Origin of the sequence: Agromyces mediolanus, assembly GCF_014648575.1 — a bacterium.
Classification (GTDB): Bacteria; Actinomycetota; Actinomycetes; order Actinomycetales; family Microbacteriaceae; genus Agromyces; species Agromyces mediolanus.
In genome coordinates, this window is record NZ_BMRJ01000001.1 from 86,714 (window position 1) to 103,826 (window position 17,113).

General features: G+C 72.6%; 14 protein-coding genes. 8 read left to right on the top strand and 6 right to left on the bottom strand.

All coding sequences use genetic code 11. The annotated features are described in order from the left end of the window. From hutI to IEY71_RS00385, 3 genes are all read right to left on the bottom strand, one after another. On the bottom strand, positions 1-1,195 hold a 1,195-nt coding region (hutI, locus tag IEY71_RS00375), incomplete at its 3' end, for an imidazolonepropionase (RefSeq protein WP_189083343.1). 14 nt (positions 1,196-1,209) lie between these two features. Continuing rightward, complete coding sequence (gene hutU / locus IEY71_RS00380) at positions 1,210-2,916, bottom strand: urocanate hydratase (protein WP_189083344.1); 1,707 nt, start codon at positions 2,914-2,916, stop codon at positions 1,210-1,212. Between the two features lie 195 nt (positions 2,917-3,111). After that, on the bottom strand, positions 3,112-3,594 hold the full coding sequence (locus IEY71_RS00385) for a cupin domain-containing protein (RefSeq protein ID WP_189083345.1): 483 nt from the start codon (positions 3,592-3,594) through the stop codon (positions 3,112-3,114). A 289-nt stretch (positions 3,595-3,883) separates the two neighbouring features. On the opposite strand from IEY71_RS00385, the gene IEY71_RS00390 reads away from it, so the two are divergent. From IEY71_RS00390 to IEY71_RS00405, 4 genes are all read left to right on the top strand, one after another. Then, positions 3,884-4,807: an amino acid ABC transporter permease gene (locus tag IEY71_RS00390; RefSeq protein ID WP_189083346.1), complete on the top strand. Its 924-nt coding sequence runs from the start codon at positions 3,884-3,886 to the stop codon at positions 4,805-4,807. Beyond that, positions 4,804-5,670 (top strand): amino acid ABC transporter ATP-binding protein, encoded by an 867-nt coding sequence (locus IEY71_RS00395; protein WP_189083347.1) that lies wholly within the window; start codon positions 4,804-4,806, stop codon positions 5,668-5,670. The genes IEY71_RS00390 and IEY71_RS00395 overlap by 4 nt, the downstream gene beginning before the upstream one ends. Beyond that, entirely contained in the window at positions 5,667-6,521 is an 855-nt protein-coding gene (locus IEY71_RS00400; protein WP_189083348.1) for a helix-turn-helix domain-containing protein, read from the top strand. The genes IEY71_RS00395 and IEY71_RS00400 overlap by 4 nt, the downstream gene beginning before the upstream one ends. Positions 6,522-6,655: 134 nt before the next feature. Then, the gene (locus tag IEY71_RS00405; protein ID WP_189083349.1) at positions 6,656-7,528 is read left to right on the top strand and encodes a transporter substrate-binding domain-containing protein; all 873 of its coding nucleotides are present in this window, start codon (positions 6,656-6,658) and stop codon (positions 7,526-7,528) included. Positions 7,529-7,591: 63 nt separating this feature from the next. On the opposite strand, the gene IEY71_RS00410 is transcribed toward IEY71_RS00405, so the two are convergent. Both IEY71_RS00410 and hutH read right to left on the bottom strand, forming a co-directional pair. Further along, on the bottom strand, positions 7,592-9,055 hold the full coding sequence (locus IEY71_RS00410) for a peptidoglycan DD-metalloendopeptidase family protein (RefSeq protein ID WP_189083350.1): 1,464 nt from the start codon (positions 9,053-9,055) through the stop codon (positions 7,592-7,594). Between the two features lie 233 nt (positions 9,056-9,288). Next, entirely contained in the window at positions 9,289-10,851 is a 1,563-nt protein-coding gene (gene hutH / locus IEY71_RS00415) for a histidine ammonia-lyase (protein ID WP_189083351.1), read from the bottom strand. A 160-nt stretch (positions 10,852-11,011) separates the two neighbouring features. Between hutH and IEY71_RS00420 the strand changes: the two genes are divergently transcribed. The 3 genes from IEY71_RS00420 (at position 11,012) to IEY71_RS18245 (ending at position 14,739) form a co-directional block, all read left to right on the top strand. Further along, positions 11,012-11,794: an IclR family transcriptional regulator gene (locus tag IEY71_RS00420; RefSeq protein ID WP_189083352.1), complete on the top strand. Its 783-nt coding sequence runs from the start codon at positions 11,012-11,014 to the stop codon at positions 11,792-11,794. A 91-nt stretch (positions 11,795-11,885) separates the two neighbouring features. Next, a complete protein-coding gene (locus tag IEY71_RS00425; RefSeq protein WP_189083353.1) occupies positions 11,886-12,545 on the top strand; it encodes a DedA family protein in 660 nt (219 codons plus the stop codon). 295 nt (positions 12,546-12,840) lie between these two features. Beyond that, complete coding sequence (locus IEY71_RS18245; RefSeq protein ID WP_229781468.1) at positions 12,841-14,739, top strand: hypothetical protein; 1,899 nt, start codon at positions 12,841-12,843, stop codon at positions 14,737-14,739. Between the two features lie 72 nt (positions 14,740-14,811). Here the strand turns inward: IEY71_RS18245 and IEY71_RS00435 are convergent, their stop codons facing one another. After that, positions 14,812-15,390, bottom strand: a complete 579-nt coding sequence (locus IEY71_RS00435; protein WP_189083354.1) for an antibiotic biosynthesis monooxygenase — start codon at positions 15,388-15,390, stop codon at positions 14,812-14,814. 540 nt (positions 15,391-15,930) lie between these two features. On the opposite strand from IEY71_RS00435, the gene IEY71_RS00440 reads away from it, so the two are divergent. Continuing rightward, positions 15,931-17,064: a hypothetical protein gene (locus IEY71_RS00440; protein WP_189083355.1), complete on the top strand. Its 1,134-nt coding sequence runs from the start codon at positions 15,931-15,933 to the stop codon at positions 17,062-17,064. Positions 17,065-17,113 lie beyond the last annotated feature (49 nt).

Consider the following 17,113-nt stretch of genomic DNA (forward strand, 5'->3'; position numbering starts at 1 on the left):
CGCGGTACACCCGGCGCACGAGCGGCACGCCCGGCCGGTAGGCGAGGTGCACGTGGCTCGGCGCGTCGAGCTCGACGAGGTCGGCCGACATCCCCGGGCGCAGCGCGCCGACGTCCTCGCGGCGCAGCGCCCGAGCACCGCCCGCGGTCGCCGCCCAGACGGCTTCGGCCGGCGTCATCCGCATGTCGCGCACCGCGACGGCGATGCAGAACGGCATCGAGCTCGTGAAGCTCGAGCCCGGGTTGCAGTCGCTCGCGATCGCGACGGTGGCGCCCGCGTCGAGCAGCCGCCGGGCGTCGGGGTACGGCTGGCGGGTCGAGAACTCGACCCCCGGCAGCAGGGTCGCGACCGTGTCCGAGGCGGCGAGCGCCGCGACGTCCTCGTCGCTCAGGTAGGTGCAGTGGTCGACGGATGCCGAGCCGAGCTCCACCGCGAGCCGCACCCCCTCGCCCGGCCCGAGCTGGTTGCCGTGCACGCGCACGCCGAGGCCGGCGGCCCGGCCGGCCTCGAGCACCCGCCGGGACTGCTCCGCCGTGAACGCCCCGCGCTCGCAGAACGCGTCGACCCACTTCGCGTGCGGTGCGCACGCGGCGAGCATCTCGCCCGTGACGAGTTCGACGTACGCGTCGGCGCCGGGGCCGTCGGGCTCGCGGTACTCGAACGGCACGACGTGCGCGCCGAGGAAGGTGACCTCGTCGGTGACCTCGCGCGCGAGGCGCACCAGGCGCTCCTCGGCCTCGACGGAGAGCCCGTAGCCCGACTTGATCTCGAACGTCGTCGTGCCCTGCCGGTGCAGCTCCTCGACGAAGGCGGCGAGGCGGGCGCGCAGCTCCTCGTCGCTCGCCGCGCGGGTCGCCTGCACGGTGGAGCGGATGCCTCCCGCCTCGTACGGCCGACCGGCCATGCGGGCGGCGAACTCCTCGGCCCGGTCGCCGCCGAACACGAGGTGCGAGTGCGAGTCGACGAAGCCCGGGATGACGGCGCGGCCGCCGAGATCGACGTGCTCGTCGGGCTCGAGCGCCGCGGCCGGGGCAGCGGAGGCCACGGCCGCGGCGGGCCCGACCCAGGCGACCCGTCCGTCGACGGTGAGCAGCGCGGCATCGCGGACGATCCCGAGCGGGCCGTCCGCGCGATCGGGCGCCGGGTCGTTCGTGGTCAGCTCGCCGATGTTCGTGAAGAGGGTCGTCCGAGGCATCCGCCGTCCTCCGTTCAGGCCATCGGCACGTCGAGGCCGCGCTCGCGCGCCACCTCGATCGCCCGCTCGTAGCCCGCGTCGACGTGCCGCATGACGCCCGTGCCGGGGTCGTTGACGAGCACGCGGGCGATCTTCTCCGCGGCGAGCTCGGTGCCGTCGGCGACGACGACCTGCCCCGCGTGGATCGAGCGGCCGATGCCGACGCCGCCGCCGTGGTGGATCGACACCCAGCTCGCGCCGGACGCGGTGTTGAGCAGGGCGTTCAGCAGCGGCCAGTCGGCGATCGCGTCGGAGCCGTCGGCCATCGACTCGGTCTCGCGGTAGGGGCTCGCGACGCTGCCCGAGTCGAGGTGGTCGCGGCCGATGACGACGGGCGCGCTGAGCTCGCCGGAGGCGACCATCTCGTTGAACTTCAGTCCGGCGAGGTGGCGCTCCTGGTAGCCGAGCCAGCAGATGCGCGCGGGCAGGCCCTCGAAGTGCACCTTCTCGCCGGCCTGGGTGATCCAGCGGCGGAGGTGCTCGTCGTCTGGGAACAGCTCGAGGATGGCCCGGTCGGTGGCCGCGATGTCGGCCGGGTCGCCCGAGAGCGCCGCCCAGCGGAACGGCCCCTTGCCCTCGGCGAAGAGCGGCCGGATGTACGCGGGCACGAAGCCGGGGAAGTCGAAGGCGTGCGCGTAGCCGCCGAGCTCCGCCTCGCGGCGGATCGAGTTGCCGTAGTCGAACACCTCGGCCCCGCGCGACTGGAAGCCGACCATCGCCTCGACCTGCTTGGCCATCGAGGCGCGGGCGAGCCGGGTGAACTCCTCGGCGTCGCTCGCGGCGAGCTCGTGCCACTCGGCGACGGAGACGCCCTCGGGCAGGTAGGAGAGCGGGTCGTGCGCGCTCGTCTGGTCGGTGACGACGTCGATCGGCGCCTCGCGGTCGAGGAGCTCCGCGAAGATCGTGGCGGCGTTGCCGACGACGCCGACGCTGCGGGCGATGCCGGCGTCCTTGGCCTCGACGGCGCGGGCGAGGGCGGTCTCGAGATCGGGGTGGTACTCGTCGAGGTAGCCGTGCTGGACGCGGCGGGCGAGGCGGGTCTCGTCGACGTCGACGATGAGCACGGCGCCGCCGTTCATGGTGACGGCGAGAGGCTGCGCGCCGCCCATGCCGCCGCAGCCGCCGGTGAGGGTGAGGGTGCCGGCGAGGCTCGCCTGGGCGACCTCCTCGGCGCTGCGGCCGTGGCGCTCGGCGAGCACCCGGGCGACGGCGCCGAAGGTCTCGTAGGTACCCTGCAGGATGCCCTGCGAGCCGATGTAGATCCACGAGCCGGCGGTCATCTGCCCGTACATGGTGAGGCCGAGCGACTCGAGCCGGCGGAACTCGGGCCAGGTCGCCCAGTCGCCGACGAGGTTCGAGTTCGCGATGAGCACGCGGGGCGCCCAGGCGTGCGTGCGGAACACGCCGACCGGCTTGCCCGACTGCACCAGCAGGGTCTCGTCGTCCTCGAGGCGCTCGAGCGTCGCGACGATCGCGTCGAAGGACTCCCAGTTGCGGGCGGCCTTGCCCGTGCCGCCGTAGACGATGAGGTCCTCGGGGCGCTCGGCGACCTCGGGGTCGAGGTTGTTCATGAGCATGCGCAGGGGCGCCTCGGTCTGCCAGCTCTTCGCGCTCAGCTTCGAGCCGCGGGCGGCGCGGACGGTGCGGGCGCCGCGCGCTTCGGTGGAGGGTGCATCGGTCATGTCCCCAGGTTCGCGCAGCGGGGCGGCGCGGACAACGGATGCCGCGGGGCGGGTGTCTGCGATCCCGGACATGCGGCCCGAGGCATCCGCCCGCCCGAAACGCGACCTGCCCGCCCCGAAACGCGACTTGCCCGACTTTCATGAAAGTCGGGCAAGTCGAGATCGAACTCCTCGCGCGCGCGGCGCGGGGCGCGCTCAGGCGGAGGCGTCGCGGGGGACGTCCTCGTCCGAGGAGTAGGCGCCGTCGCCCGAGAGCGAGAGCGCGCTGAAGCGGATCGGCCGGGTCACGCGCTTGAAGTCCAGCGGGCAGTGCCGGAGCCCCGCCGGGATGTACAGCGCGCCCGAAGTCGTCACGCTGTACGTCTCGCCCTCGATGTCGATGAGGATCTCGCCCCCGAGGTCGTGCGGGTTCTCCGGGTCGGAGCCCGTCCAGATGAGCACCTCGTCGTAGTCGTGCTCGTGCTCGTTCACCCAGTGCGAGGGCTCGTCGGTCGGCCCGATCCACGAGTAGGTCATGTGGATCTTCGACTCGGGCACGTCCTCGGCCCGCATCAGCGCGAACGCGTCGCCGATGTGCGCGGGGCGCGGCACGCCCGTCGCCACGGCGCCCTCGTTCACGAGGTCGGCGCTCGAGTCGCCCATGTGTCGCACGAAGAGGTGCTCGTACTTTCCGGCCATCGGCCATCCTCCAGATCGTCGTCGGTCGGCCGACGGTGCGCCGGCCGCTGGCGACGCTACGGATGCCGCGACGGGGCGTCGATGGACGCGCGGCGGGGATGCTGTGACTCCTCTCGGGTGCGGCGGGTGCGCCGCGTGGGCGGCAGGCGGCCGCGCGCATTGACCGGGAACGCCCCCGCCTTGCTCCAGCGCGCACGATCGCTCATCGAAGCGGCCAGGTCTGGGATACCGGATAGCAGAGCCGGCCGAAGCCTTGCCGGCCGCACCCCCGATTCCTGGAATGAACCCCATGACCTCCTCCCAGCTCCTCACCGACCCGCCCGGCACCGCCGCCGGCGGCGGCGACCCGCTCGCCCGGCTCGCGGCCCTCCCGCTGCGCTCCCGATCCCGCATCCTCAGCCGCTGGGTCCCCGCGGTCGTCGTCGGCGCGCTCGCCGCCGCGATCGGCTGGGCCTTCGTCTCCGCCCCGGCCATGAACTGGCCGGTCGTGGCAGAGTACCTGTTCAGCCCGCGCATCCTCGCCGGCGTCGGCACGACGCTGCTGTTCACGGTGCTGACCTTCGCCCTCGGACTGCTGCTCGGCATCGTGCTCGAGGTCATGCGCCAGTCCGGCAACCCCGTGCTGCGCGTGATCGTCGACGGCTACATCTGGCTGTTCCGCGGCACGCCGCTGCTCGTGCAGCTCGTGTTCTGGTTCAACCTCGCCCTGATCTTCCCGGTCATCGGCGTGCGCATCCCGGCGCTCGGGCTCACCATCGGCGGCAGCACCAACGAGCTCGTGACGCCGTTCCTCGCGGCGCTCATCGGGCTCGTGCTGCACACGGCGGCGTACATGGCGGAGGTCGTGCGCGGCGGCTTCCTCGCCGTCCCGCCCGGGCAGACCGACGCGGCGAAGGCGATCGGCATGACGAGCCTCGAGGCGCAGCGGCTCATCGTCATCCCGCAGGCGGTGCGGGTCATCCTGCCGCCCCTCGGCAACCAGTTCATCGACATCCTGAAGGCGACCGCCATCGTCTCCGTCATCGGCGGCGGCGACCTGATGACCATCGCCCAGCAGATCTACGGGCAGAACTACCAGGTGATCGCGATGCTCGTGGTCGCCTCCCTCTGGTACCTCGCGCTCGTCACGCTCGCGACGATCGGGCAGCACTTCCTGGAGCGCGGCCTCGACCGCAGCAGGCGGCGCGTGCTCAAGGCGGAGGCGGGCCGATGAGCGCGCCCGGCGCGACGGATGCCTCGGCCGCGACGGCCGGCGCCCGCGGCTCGCTCGCCCTCCGCGGCGTGCGCAAGTCGTACCACGGCACCGAGATCCTGCGCGGCATCGACCTCGACGTCGCCCCCGGCGAGGTGGTCTGCCTCATCGGCCCCTCGGGCGGCGGCAAGTCGACGCTGCTGCGCTGCATCAACCAGCTCGAGTCGCTCGACGGCGGGGTCGTCGCGGTCGACGGCGAACTCGTCGGCTACACCGCGCACGCCGGGCACCTCACCGAGGCGAGCGACCGCGAGACGAGCCGGGTGCGGCGCAACCTCGGCATGGTGTTCCAGCAGTTCAACCTCTTCGGCCACCTCACCGCGGTGCAGAACGTCGCCACCGGGCCAGTGAAGGTGCTCGGCCGGCGCAAGGCCGAGGCCGAACGCCGGGCCCGCGAGCTGCTCGCCTCGGTCGGCCTCGCCGAGCACGCGGGCAAGTACCCCTCGCAGCTCTCGGGCGGGCAGCAGCAGCGCGTGGCGATCGCCCGCGCGCTCGCGATGGAACCCGCGATCCTGCTCTTCGACGAACCCACGAGCGCGCTCGACCCGGAGCTCGTCGGCGAGGTGCTCGCGGTCATGAAGTCGCTCGCCGCCGGCGGCACCACGATGGTCGTCGTCACCCACGAGATGGGCTTCGCCCGCGAGGTCGCCGACACGGTCGTCTTCATGGAGGGCGGGGTCGTCGTCGAGCAGGGCCCGCCGGCGCAGCTCTTCGGGGCGCCGCGCTCGCCGCGGACGGCGGCGTTCCTGCGGCGCTCCGGCGGCGAGGCGCACAGCGGTGAGGCGCAGGATGCCGACTCGGATGCCGAGGCGGCGATCTCATGAGCGTGCGCCCCGCCGCCCCGCCCACCCACCGCATCAACGTGTCGCCCGCGAGCCTCGATGGCGACTTCCTGATCGGCCCGCTCGAGACCCTGGGGCCGGGGCCGTGGGCGGGCCGCCCGCACCGGCACGACTTCGTCGAGCTCGTGCTCGTCACGGGCGGCGCCGGCTTCCACCACATCGACACCGAGTCGATCGCGATCGCCGCGCCGCAGCTGTTCCTGATCGCCCCCGGGCAGCTGCACCACTGGGAGGAGACGGCACCCGTGACCGGCACGATCGTGCTCTTCGGCGAGGACTTCCTCACCGGAGAGGGCGGCCCCGAGGCCGGCCTGCCCGGCTGGACGAACGCCCGACTGCGGCCGACCGACGCCCAGCGCCGCCGCCTCGAGCGCGTGTTCGCCGAGCTCCGCGCCGAACTCGCCCTGCCCGACGCGCTGCAGGCCCGGGCCATCCGCACCCTGCTGTCGCTGCTGCTCCTGCAGCTGCGCCGCCTCGCCCCCGACCCGACCGCCGGGCCGAGCCGCGGGCTCTCCGCCGCGTTCGAACGGCTCGTGCGGGAGCGCGCCTCGGCGACCCTCACCGTCGCCGAGTGCGCGAAGGCGCTCGGCATCACCCCCGGGCACCTCGCGGAGACGGTCGGGCAGCAGGCCGGCCGGAGCCCGGGCGAGCTCATCCGCGCCGAGGTCGTGCGCGAGGCGCAACGACTGCTCGCCCGCACGGAGCTCAGCTGCGCGCAGATCGCCGCGCGGCTCGGCTTCGACGACGCGTCCTACTTCTCGCGCTTCTTCCGGCGCGAGTGCGGGCTCACGCCGACCGCGTTCCGGCGCGCGCAGCTCGGCATCGCGGCCTGAGGGGGATGCCTCGATCGCGGCATCCGCGGAAAGTGCAACGGATGCCGCGACCGATCCCTGGAGGCCGCCCGACGCCGCTCCTACCGTCGGGGGAGCCGGCGGTGCCGGCAGCCACCGACCGGAAGGATCCCCCGATGACCCGCAACATCCGACGACGCCTGTTGCCGGCCGCCCTCGCCGCCGCCACGGCCCTGGCCCTCGCGGCCTGCACCTTCGACGCGCCCGGCAGCGAGGCCGGTGCGTCCGACGGCGCCGCGGCCGGCCTCGACGGGCTCGTGAAGCCCGGCGTGCTGAGCGTGGGCGTGACCCTGCCCGACGCGCCGTACATGATCCCCGACGCCGACAACGTGCCGCAGTCCGGCATCACGAAGGACCTGCTCGACGCGGTCGCCGCCGAACTCGGCCTCGAGATCGAGTTCATTCCGGTCGCGTGGGAGGGCGGCATCACGGGCGTCGCCGCCGGCCGCTACGACATCTACGGCGGCAGCCTCTACGACACCCTCGAGCGACAGCAGGCGGGCACCTTCGTCGACTTCATGACCGAGCAGGCGACGCTCATCACGACGGCCGGGAACGGCGGCGCCTATGCCACGCGCCTCGACGCCTGCGGGCAGACGATCGCGACGATCCGCGGCACGACCGACGTGAGCTACGCCGAGGCGCTCACCTCCGAGTGCGAGGAGGCGGGCAAGCCGGGCATGCAGGTCACCGAGTACCCGACCCAGCAGGACGCCGAGCTTGCGCTCGAGTCGGGGCGCACGGCGCTCGGCATCCAGAGCGAGGCGGGCGCCGCGTACGCGATCGAGCAGGGGGCGAACCGCGAGATCGTGGCCGAGCCGTTCGACGGCGGCTTCTACGTCGGCAGCATGATGAACACCGCGAAGCCGGAGCTCATCGACGCCGTGCTCGCCGCGATGACCACCCTCTACGAGGACGGCACGACCGAGGAGCTGTTCGCGAAGTACGGCGTGAAGCCCGTCGCACCCGGGATCAACCTGCAGAAGTAGGCGCCCGACGAGCGAGTTGCCCGACGTTCATGAACGTCGGGCAACTCGGTCGTTCGGTGGAGCTCAGCCGAGCTGGATGCCGCGCGCCGCCATGAACGGGATCGCATCCACGGCGACGCCGCCGAGGCGCACCTCGTAGTGCAGGTGGCAGCCCGTCGACGCGCCCGTCGAACCGACCGCGCCGATCAGCCCGCCGGCCTGGACCGCGTCGCCGACGGAGACGAGGATGCCGCCGTCCACGAGGTGGGCGTAGCCGGTGGAGACGCCGTCGCCGTGGTCGATGAGGATCCAGTTGCCGTAGCTGCCGCTGCGGCCGGCCTCGATCACGGTGCCGCCGGTCGCGGCGAACACGGGCGAGCCGCACGACGCCGCGAGGTCGGTGCCGCGGTGGAAGTCGTTCACCCCGGCGACGGGCTTGTTCGGTCGGGGGCCGAAGCCGTCGGTGAGGCGGCCGCTCACCGGCAGCGACCAGCCCTGGTCGCTCAGCTGGCCGGAGTCGGTCGGCAGGTTCTCGATGACGGTGACGCTCGAGGCCGCGAGCTGCGTCTGCGCGGCGGCGAGCGCGGCGCGCGCCTCCGCCACGGCGTCCTCCGCGTCGTCCACCTTCTGCTGGAGCGTTTCCACCGGCACCGCGTCGACCTCCGCCCAGGCGGCCGCGGCGCGAGCCTCGGCGGCGGTGGCGTCGGCATCGAAGCGATCGGCCGTCTCGCGCAGCCCCTGCACGTCGCCGGTCAGCTCGGAGACCCGCTGCATGCTGCCGAGTCCCGCGAGCAGGTCGCCGCCCGGCTTCAGGGCGGCGTCGATCGAACCGAGGGCGTCACCGTCGCCGCGGACGGCGCCGATGTACAGTCGCGCCGCCTCGTCGGCCTTGGCGCGCGCGGTCTCGGCGAGTTCGTCGAGCTCCATCGCGGTCGACCGGGCGGCCTCGCGCGTGTCCCGTGCGGCGGCCAGTTCGTTCTCCGCGGCGCGGAGCGCGGTCGTGGCCTCGGCGAGCACGCGCTGGGCCTGCAGGATCGCCGCCGAGACGCGGGATCCGGTCTCGAGGATGTCGCCGCTGATCCTGAGCGGCCGCGGCCCGGGGGTCGAGGCCCTCGGCGGTGCCGCCGGCGGCGCGACGACGGGCGGGGTCGTCGGCGGCGGGGTCGTCGGCGGCGGGGTCGTGACCGGCGGGGTCGTCGGCGGGGTTCCCGTGCCGGGGTCGGTGCCCGGGTCTGTTCCGGGGTCGGTGCCGGGGTCCGTTCCCGGGTCTGTGCCGGGGTCCGTACCCGGGTCTGTTCCGGGGTCCGTACCCGGGTCGGTGCCCGGATCTGTGCCGGGGTCGGGCGGCTCCGTCGCGCCGGGGTCCGGCGGGGGGTCGCTCGGCGGGGGGTCGCTCGGCGCGGGCTCGCTCAGCGTGCTCGCGTCCGCGTCCGCGGCCGGGGCGGGCGCGGAGACCGCGGCGGGGTCGGTGCCTGGGTCGGCGACCGGGGCGCCATCGTCGGCATAGGCCGAGGTGGTGCCGGTGACGCCGAGCAGTACGGCAGTCACGGCGGTGGCCGCAGCGAGTCCGGCGCGCCGGGGGCTCAGGGCCCGGCGTCCAGGGTGCGGCGCTTCGTCCAGTGTTGGCTTCATCGACATTCCAAGGGTGTCGGTTTCGGGTACCGACGCGCTCAGTCTGGCACCGCATCCCTGCGGGCACAACGTTCATTCAGTGAGCCATTGTCACCTTTTCGGGGCGGTTTTCGCCCCTCCTCCGGCGTGTCGGACGCGCGCCGCCGGCCTCAGCGCAGCGGCGTCTCCGCCGCCGCGGAGGCCCGCGCGAGCACCTCGCCGGAGGCCACGAGCTCGGTCAGGCGCTCGATCTCCGGAGCGAGGAAGCGGTCCTCGCCGGGCACCGACCCCTCGGCCGCGATGAGCTCCACGATCGCGCCCGTGACGGGTCCGGGCTGCAGTGGCGCCCGCAGTTGCAGCCCGCGCCCGGCCGTCATGATCTCGATCGCGAGCACTCGGGTGAGGCCGTCGATCGCGCGCCGCAGCTTGCGCGCCGCGGCCCAGCCCATCGACACGTGGTCCTCCTGCATGGCGGAGGAGGGGATCGAGTCGACCGAGGCCGGCACGGCCAGCCGCTTCAGCTCCGACACGATGCCCGCCGCCGTATACTGCGCGATCATGAGGCCCGAATCGACGCCAACCTCGTGCGCGAGGAACGGCGGCAGCCCCTGGTTGCGAGCCCGATCGAGGAAGCGGTCGGTGCGGCGCTCGCTCATCGAGGCCACGTCCGCCGCGGCGATCGCGAGGAAGTCGAGCACGTACGCGACGGGCGCGCCGTGGAAGTTGCCATTGGACTCGACCCGGCCGTCCGTCGTGAGCACCGGGTTGTCGACGGCGCTCGCGAGCTCGGCGTCGGCGACAGATTCCGCGTGCGCGACGGTGTCGCGGGCGGCGCCGTGCACCTGCGGCGCGCAGCGCAGCGAGTAGGCGTCCTGCACGCGGCCGTCCTCGGGGCCGGCGTGGCTGGCGACGATCGGCGAGCCGGCGAGCGCGGTCCGGAAGTTCGCCGCCGCGAGCGCCTGCCCCCGCTGCGGGCGGAGCGCCTGCAGATCGGCGGCGAACACGGCGTCGGTGCCCATGAGGCCCTCGACGCTCATCGAGGCGGCGAGGTCGGCGGTGGTCAGGAGCAGCCGCAGGTCGGTGATGGCGAGGGCGAGCATGCCGAGCATGCCGTCGGTGCCGTTGATGAGCGCGAGGCCCTCCTTCTCGCCGAGCTGGAGGGGGCTGATGCCCTCCGCGGCGAGGGCGGCCCCGGCATCCACCAGCTCGCCGTCCGCCGTGCGCACCTCGCCCTCGCCCATGGCGACGAGCGCGCAGTGCGCGAGCGGCGCGAGGTCGCCGGAGCAGCCGAGCGAACCGTACTCGCGCACGACAGGGGTGATCCCGGCGTTCAGGATCGCGGCGTAGGTCTCGACGGTCGCGCGGCAGACGCCGGTGCGGCCGGTCATCAGCGTGGAGAGGCGAAGCAGCATGAGCGCGCGCACGACCTCGCGCTCGACCTCGGCGCCCGAGCCGGCGGCGTGCGAGCGGACCAGGCTCGCCTGCAGCTGTGCGCGGCGGTCGGCGGCGATGAACGTCGTCGCGAGGGCGCCGAAGCCCGTGGAGATGCCGTAGTGCGGGTTCGGGTCGGCGGCGAGGCCGTCGACGATGGCTCGGCTGCGCTCGACCTCCTCGAGCGCGACGGGGTCGAGCGCGACGGGGGCGCCGTGGCGGGCGACGGCGACGACCTCCTCGATCGAGAGGCCGGGGATGCCGACGGTGACCGTGCTGGTGGAGGGCGCGCTCGTGCTCATGCTTCGATTCCAGCGGCTCGGGCGCCTCGGCGGGAGCGGCTGGACGAGGCATCCGTCTGCGATCCCAGACGAAGCGCGCTACGCTCGCCTCCGAACCCCGACGTGCCCGACTTTCATGGAAGTCGGGCACGTCGAGATGTGGGCGGCGGAAGGAGAACGGATGGCGAAGGCGAAAGTGCCCGCGGCGGATCAGACGCTCGCGATGCTCAGTCACCTCGCGCACCAGCGCGGCCCGGTGCCGGCCGCGACGATCGCCGCCGCGCTCGAGCTGCCCCGCTCGACGGTCTACCACCTGCTCGCGGTCATGCAGGAGCGCGGCTTCGTCGTGCACCTGCCCGAGGAACGCCGCTACGGGCTCGGCGTCGCCGCCTTCGAGCTCTCCAGCGGGTTCAGCCGGCAGCAGCCGCTCGCGCGCCTCGGCGGCCCGCTCGTCGCCGGCCTCGTCGACCGACTCGGCGAGAGCGGGCACCTCGCGGTGCTGCACGGGCGCGACGTGCTCTACCTCGTCGAGGAGCGCGCCCCGCGCCGACCCTCGCTCGTCACCGACGTGGGCGTGCGGCTGCCCGCCTACCTCACCGCCACCGGGCGGGCGATGCTCGCCGCCCTGCCGCCCGCGCAGCTCCGCGCGCTCTACCCGGACCGCGCCGCCTTCGCCTGGCGCGGCGACCCGGACGCTGCGGGGGAGTGGCGCGCCTCGCGGCTGAAGCAGCTGCTGCACGAGGTGCGCGAGACCGGCTGGGCGGCCGAGGCCGGCGAGGTCACCCCGGGGCTCGCCTCGGTCGGCGTCGCGGTGCTCGATCACGTCGGCTGGCCCGCGGCGGCCATCGCGGTGACCTATCCGGATGACTCGCCACGCACGCTGCCCGCGGCGGAGATCGCGGGCGCGGTGCGCGCGGCCGCCGACGAGCTCGGCCGGCGGATCGGTGCGGCCCGCGGGTGCTGACGCGGCATCCGGACCCCGATCTCAGCTCGCGTTCATGCGCGTCGCGTAGCGTGGCCCAACGCCGGGCACGATCACGACGACGGGAGCCGCCATGACCGCCCTGACGACCACCGACCACGGATTCACCGGACTCACCGGGTTCGCCGCCGATGTGCTGAACGCCCTCGGCGACGTCGGCGTCGGCGTGCTCGTCTTCCTCGAGGTGCTGATCCCGCCGATCCCGAGCGAGGTGATCCTGCCGTTCGCGGGCTACCTGAGCCAGGCCGGCGAGCTGAACCTCGGCTGGCTCATCGTCTGGAGCACGGCGGCCTCGCTCGCCGGTGCGCTCGTGCTGTACGGCCTCGGCGCCGCGATCGGCCTCGAGCGGGCCATCCGCTGGATCGCGTGGACGCGGCTCGTGAGCCTCTCCGACCTGGAGCGCGGCGCCGAGTGGTTCCATCGCTTCGGCAAGTGGTCGGTGCTCGTCGGGCGACTGATCCCCGGCGTACGCAGCCTCATCTCGCTTCCGGCGGGCGCGGACCGCATGCCGCTCGTGGTCTTCTCGCTGTTCACCGTGCTCGGGTCCGGTCTCTGGAACACGCTGCTGATCGGGGTGGGCGCGGCGCTCGGCACGCAGCATCAGCTCCTCGAGCAGTGGCTCGAGTACCTGGACCTCGTGGTGTACACGGCCATCGCGGCGGCGCTCGTCGTGCTCATCGTGCGCCGCATCCGCGAGGCCCGGCGCGTGAAGCGGATCACCACCGACGCCTGACCCCCGTTCGAGGGGCAAACGCCGCATCCGGTCCTCCAAAGGGTGGACATGAAACGGATGAAGCCATCATGCTTGGTCTTCGTGCCCACGGGCACGTTGCGGACCCGAACGCAGTACCCGATCCACCCGAACCTCCCCGGTCCCGTCGCGCCTGACCCGCGCGGCAGGGCCGTGCGAAGCCGTACCCGCGCGCTTCCGAATCGGGTCCGCCTCACGCCGAGGACCCGATGGAGATCCCGACCCGATGAAGAGAACCGGTGCGCGCTCCGCGCTGCCCACATCCCGTCAACGCCCCATGCGCCGCCTCCTCGCGGCGATCGCCGCCTTCGCACTCGGCGCCGGCCTCGCCGTCGTCGGCGCTGCCGCACCCGCCAGCGCGCACACCGGCGACCTGCTCGCGAAGGCCGTGTGCAACACCGCCACCGGCCAGTACGACGTGACGTACACGCTGAAGCTCACGAACGTCGGCAGCACCCTGACCGGCACCACGAAGTGGCGCGTCGGCACCCCCTCCTTCCAGGGCACGCCGAAGAACGCCAACGGCATGGACCGCGGGCCGATCACCTCGCAGGGCAACACGACCCTGACGCTCGGCACCGAGAGCCTGCCCGGCACCACGAAGGGCGGCGGCCCCTGGGTCTACGCCTACACGAGCTGGACCGACGGCTACGGCCAGGGCTCCGACGGCCGCATCGAGGGGCTGAAGGGCGACTGCACGGCCCCCGAGCCCAAGCAGATCCCGGTGCCCGTGCAGCCGTCCATCGTGGACGCCTGCGGCACCTCGGGCGACTACGTCGTCGAGCCTCGTGCCACCGAAGGCGTCACCTGGTCGATCTCGCCGGTCGTCGCGGGCAAGGCGAAGGCCACCGCGACCGCGAAGCCCGGCTACGTGTTCAGCGACGGCAAGATCGTGAAGAGCTGGGACTTCGAATTCACGAACGTGCCCTGCATCGTCGAGATCCCCGTGCCGCCGAAGCCCGCCGCCACCGAGGCCTGCGGCGTCGACGGCGACGCGGTCCTGCTGCCCGAGGACAGCGACACTGTGAGCTGGAAGCTCGAGGGCGACCCGAAGGCCGGCACGGCGACCGCCGTCGCGACGGCGGCGAAGGGCTACGCCTTCCCCGGCGGCGCGACCGAGCACCGCTACGACTACACCTTCACGAACGAGCCCTGCCCCGTGATCGTGCCCGAGCCGGTCAAGCCGGAGATCGTCGACCTCTGCGATGTGGACCGCGACGAGGTGCTGCTGCCCGAGGAGACCGAGCAGCTGGTCTGGCACCTCGAGGGCGAGCCCTCGAGCGGTTCCGTCACCGCCGTCGCCGTGACGAAGGGCACCCACGTCTTCGAGGACGGCACCACCGAGCGCCGCTTCCCGCTCACGTTCACGAATGACCCGTGCCCGATCGAGCTGCCCCTGCCGGTGAAGCCCGCCGCCGTCGACCTCTGCGGCGTCGACGACGACCGGATCGTGCTGCCCGCCGACACCGACACCGTGAGCTGGGCCATCGAGGGCGACGCCGCGACCGGCTCGGCCGTCGCCGTGGCGACCGCCGCCGAGGGACACGTCTTCGAGAGCGGCGAGAGCACCGAGCGATTCGTCTTCGAGTTCGACCAGACGGAGTGCGTGCCGCCGACGCTCGCCGGCTCGACCGCCGCGGCGCTCTGCGTCGCCAACGTGCCGTGGATCGACTTCGACGTCGTGCTCACCGACCCCGACCAGCAGTCGACCGGGCACACCGCGTACCTCGTGCTGAGCGACGGCACGAACACCGAGAAGGTCGAGCTCGGCCCGCTCGGCGAGGACGGCTCGGTCGACGGGCGCGTGCTGTGGCCCGGCGCCGCGATCGACGAGGCCGGCAACCCGACCGCGTGGCCGGGCTGGAAGCAGCTGCCGAACGGCCGCTGGGTCGTCACCGAGGAGAACTTCGGCTGGACGCACTCGCTCACCTCGGCGTACATCGAGGTGAACCCCGAGCTCTCGATCGACCTCGAGTACCCGCCGGCCGTCGTCGGCTGCGGCCCCGCGTCGAAGCCCGCCGGCACGCCGGGCACCCCCGTCGCCGCAGGTGACGGGCAGGGCCTCGCGAGCACCGGCTTCGCCGGCGGCCCGGCGATCGCGATCGCGGGCGGCCTCGTGCTGGCCGGCGCCCTGGCGCTCGCCGTGCAGTTGATCCTGCGTCGCAAGCGCGCGTAGCGGCATCCGCCCGATGAGGGGTCCGGCGCGAGCCGGGCCCCTTTTCGTGCGCGCACCAGCGCGTGCTTCGGATCAGCCCCGGGGCGTGAGCCAGCGGCGCAGCGAACGGGTGACGAAGGGCAGCACCCAGTAGGTCATGATCGGCGTGAGCACGAGCGTCGTCACGAGCACCCGCAGCCAGAGCGGCAGCTCACCCCAGCCGGGCACCGGCGTCATCAGGTACGAGAACACCAGGTTCACGGGGAAGAAGCCGAGCCAGATCGTCACGGCCTGCTTCCAGCGCGGCGGGGCGGGCGGCGCCTCCATCGGTTCCGCGTCGACGGCGGGGATGGATCCGGTGGCGGGCTCGTCGAACCATCCTTCGATCCCGGTGCGGCGCTTCGAGCGTTCGCTGCGCACGAAGCCTTCGCCCATCGAGAGCCACCAGGCCCGCTCGGGCGAGCGTTCCCACGCCTCGAGCGTCTCCTCGCTCGTGAAGCGGTAGAGCATGTGCCAGACCTGGGAGTCCCCGCCGGCGCGGACCCAGCCGGAGCCGAGGAAGCCGGGATGCTTGTTCGCGAGGTTCACGCCGGTCTGCACCCAGGCGGTGGCCTCGGAGATGCGGGCGGGGTCGACCTCGCGGCGGATCGACACGGTGATGGGCTCTGACATGGGACCTCGGGGGTGGTGAGTTCTCGTGGCGCGCGCGAAGAGTGTTCGCGAAACGCAGGGATCTTTGACCGTTTCGTTGGTGACTGGCTGGTCGGGGCCGTAGGTGAGTGTAATCGCGGCAGGTTGCGAGGGTGTTTCCGCGCGTTCGGACGCTGCAGACCCTGGTGTTGGCCGCAGCGACGGTCTCCTGGAAGGTCTCGGGCGCGCCAAATCATTTCGTAGCGGTGAGCTGTGAGTTCGGGCTATCCGGTGCTGCCGACCGTGGCGAGCTCGCTCGCGTTGTCGTCTCTGAGGAGATACGACGAGAGCCGTCCGGTGCGTGGCTTTCGGCGTTCACGTGCCTGGTGCTTGCGTGCGAGATCCTCTTCGAGGCCGGCACCCCGAGCTCGTCATCTCGTCGAGTACCCGAACGCCGCCGGGCACGCCTGGGAGTACAACAGGGCATCGGGTCAGTTCGCCGCGACGTTCGCGATTGGGTGGACGCGGTCATCCGACGGGGTGAGCGGCCGGAACACCACCCGGGTACCCCATGATGGTCGTATGCTGCACGCCTATCACTGGTACGTGCCCCTCGCCGAACCGCTCCCGCTTCCCGGCGGTGCACCGCTTCCAACCCCGGAACGCTCCGGCCCCGCGAAGCTGAAGCTGACCCCCGTGACGGTAACCGGGCCGAACCCGCTCGACGAGGCGATGCATGTCATGACTCTCGTCGCCGGGCACCTCCACGATACCTTCGATGTCCCAGTCGAGCAGGAGCTCCCCACCTCGGCGTCCGGGCAGGTCACAGTAGTCGAACTCACCGCCGTCTACGACGGTGACCCGCCCGATGCTCTCGCGCTCTCCGACGAGTTCGACCGGGGGCTCGAGCTGATCCGGGACGTGCAACGCTCCTACTACCTCGCTACCCAGGACCCCATCACGCTGGTCGCGCGAGAACAGCTGCCCACGATGCTGTTCTTCCTCCAAAACCACGGGCAGGGCCTTGAACCCGGCATCTACCTCACCCATCACGCGTCCTTGCGTCGTTCCGTGCAACCGGCACCGCTCAGCGACGACCGCCGTCAGACGATGGCGGCTGTCCTCCGTATGAACCCCGGCAACCCGTTCTGGCCGTACGCGAACCTGCGACGCGAAGCGTACGTCGCGCTCTGGCTCCGCGGTGACTACGCCGCAGCTGTCATCACCGCGGCAACCGCGGCGGAAGTGATCCTTGACACCCTGCTACGGCACCTGCTGTGGGAAGAAGGCGTCTCCGCCGAGGACGCGGCAGCGCACTTTAGCTCCTCCACGCTGGCGACTCGCGTCAGACGAGACTACGGGCCCCGCCTCGGCGGAAAGTGGGCGCTCGACGGTGCGGATCCCGTCTCGACCTGGCATCGCGACACCGCGAAAGTCCGGAACAGGGTTGCGCACGCCGGCTACGAACCAACCCTCGAGCAGGCGAATGCTGCGCTGCAAGCCGTCATCGAACTCGAGGTGCACCTCATGGACCTCATATGCCACCCGAAACGCCTGCATCGCTACATCAAGACGGCGCTTGCGTTCACCAACGTCCCCGGGATCAAGAAGCGCGGCAGGCTGAGCAAACGCGTGCAAGCACTCATCGATTCCACTCCTCAGTCAGACCTCGACCTCTTCCATCTTTGGCGTGACACGGCGATGCGCGTCGACTGACTCGACCTCATCGGCGCGGCACGTCGATTGGCGTGACCGTGTTCTCGAA

What these genes read in the sequence shown, in the direction of transcription:
- hutU (WP_189083344.1), bottom strand. Translation starts at nt 2,916, where the DNA reads ATGACCGATGCACCCTCCACCGAAGCGCGCGGCGCCCGCACCGTCCGC.
- IEY71_RS00385 (WP_189083345.1), bottom strand. Translation starts at nt 3,594, where the DNA reads ATGGCCGGAAAGTACGAGCACCTCTTCGTGCGACACATGGGCGACTCG.
- IEY71_RS00390 (WP_189083346.1), top strand. Translation starts at nt 3,884, where the DNA reads ATGACCTCCTCCCAGCTCCTCACCGACCCGCCCGGCACCGCCGCCGGC.
- IEY71_RS00395 (WP_189083347.1), top strand. Translation starts at nt 4,804, where the DNA reads ATGAGCGCGCCCGGCGCGACGGATGCCTCGGCCGCGACGGCCGGCGCC.
- IEY71_RS00400 (WP_189083348.1), top strand. Translation starts at nt 5,667, where the DNA reads ATGAGCGTGCGCCCCGCCGCCCCGCCCACCCACCGCATCAACGTGTCG.
- IEY71_RS00405 (WP_189083349.1), top strand. Translation starts at nt 6,656, where the DNA reads ATGACCCGCAACATCCGACGACGCCTGTTGCCGGCCGCCCTCGCCGCC.
- hutH (WP_189083351.1), bottom strand. Translation starts at nt 10,851, where the DNA reads ATGAGCACGAGCGCGCCCTCCACCAGCACGGTCACCGTCGGCATCCCC.
- IEY71_RS00420 (WP_189083352.1), top strand. Translation starts at nt 11,012, where the DNA reads ATGGCGAAGGCGAAAGTGCCCGCGGCGGATCAGACGCTCGCGATGCTC.
- IEY71_RS00425 (WP_189083353.1), top strand. Translation starts at nt 11,886, where the DNA reads ATGACCGCCCTGACGACCACCGACCACGGATTCACCGGACTCACCGGG.
- IEY71_RS18245 (WP_229781468.1), top strand. Translation starts at nt 12,841, where the DNA reads ATGCGCCGCCTCCTCGCGGCGATCGCCGCCTTCGCACTCGGCGCCGGC.
- IEY71_RS00435 (WP_189083354.1), bottom strand. Translation starts at nt 15,390, where the DNA reads ATGTCAGAGCCCATCACCGTGTCGATCCGCCGCGAGGTCGACCCCGCC.
- IEY71_RS00440 (WP_189083355.1), top strand. Translation starts at nt 15,931, where the DNA reads ATGCTGCACGCCTATCACTGGTACGTGCCCCTCGCCGAACCGCTCCCG.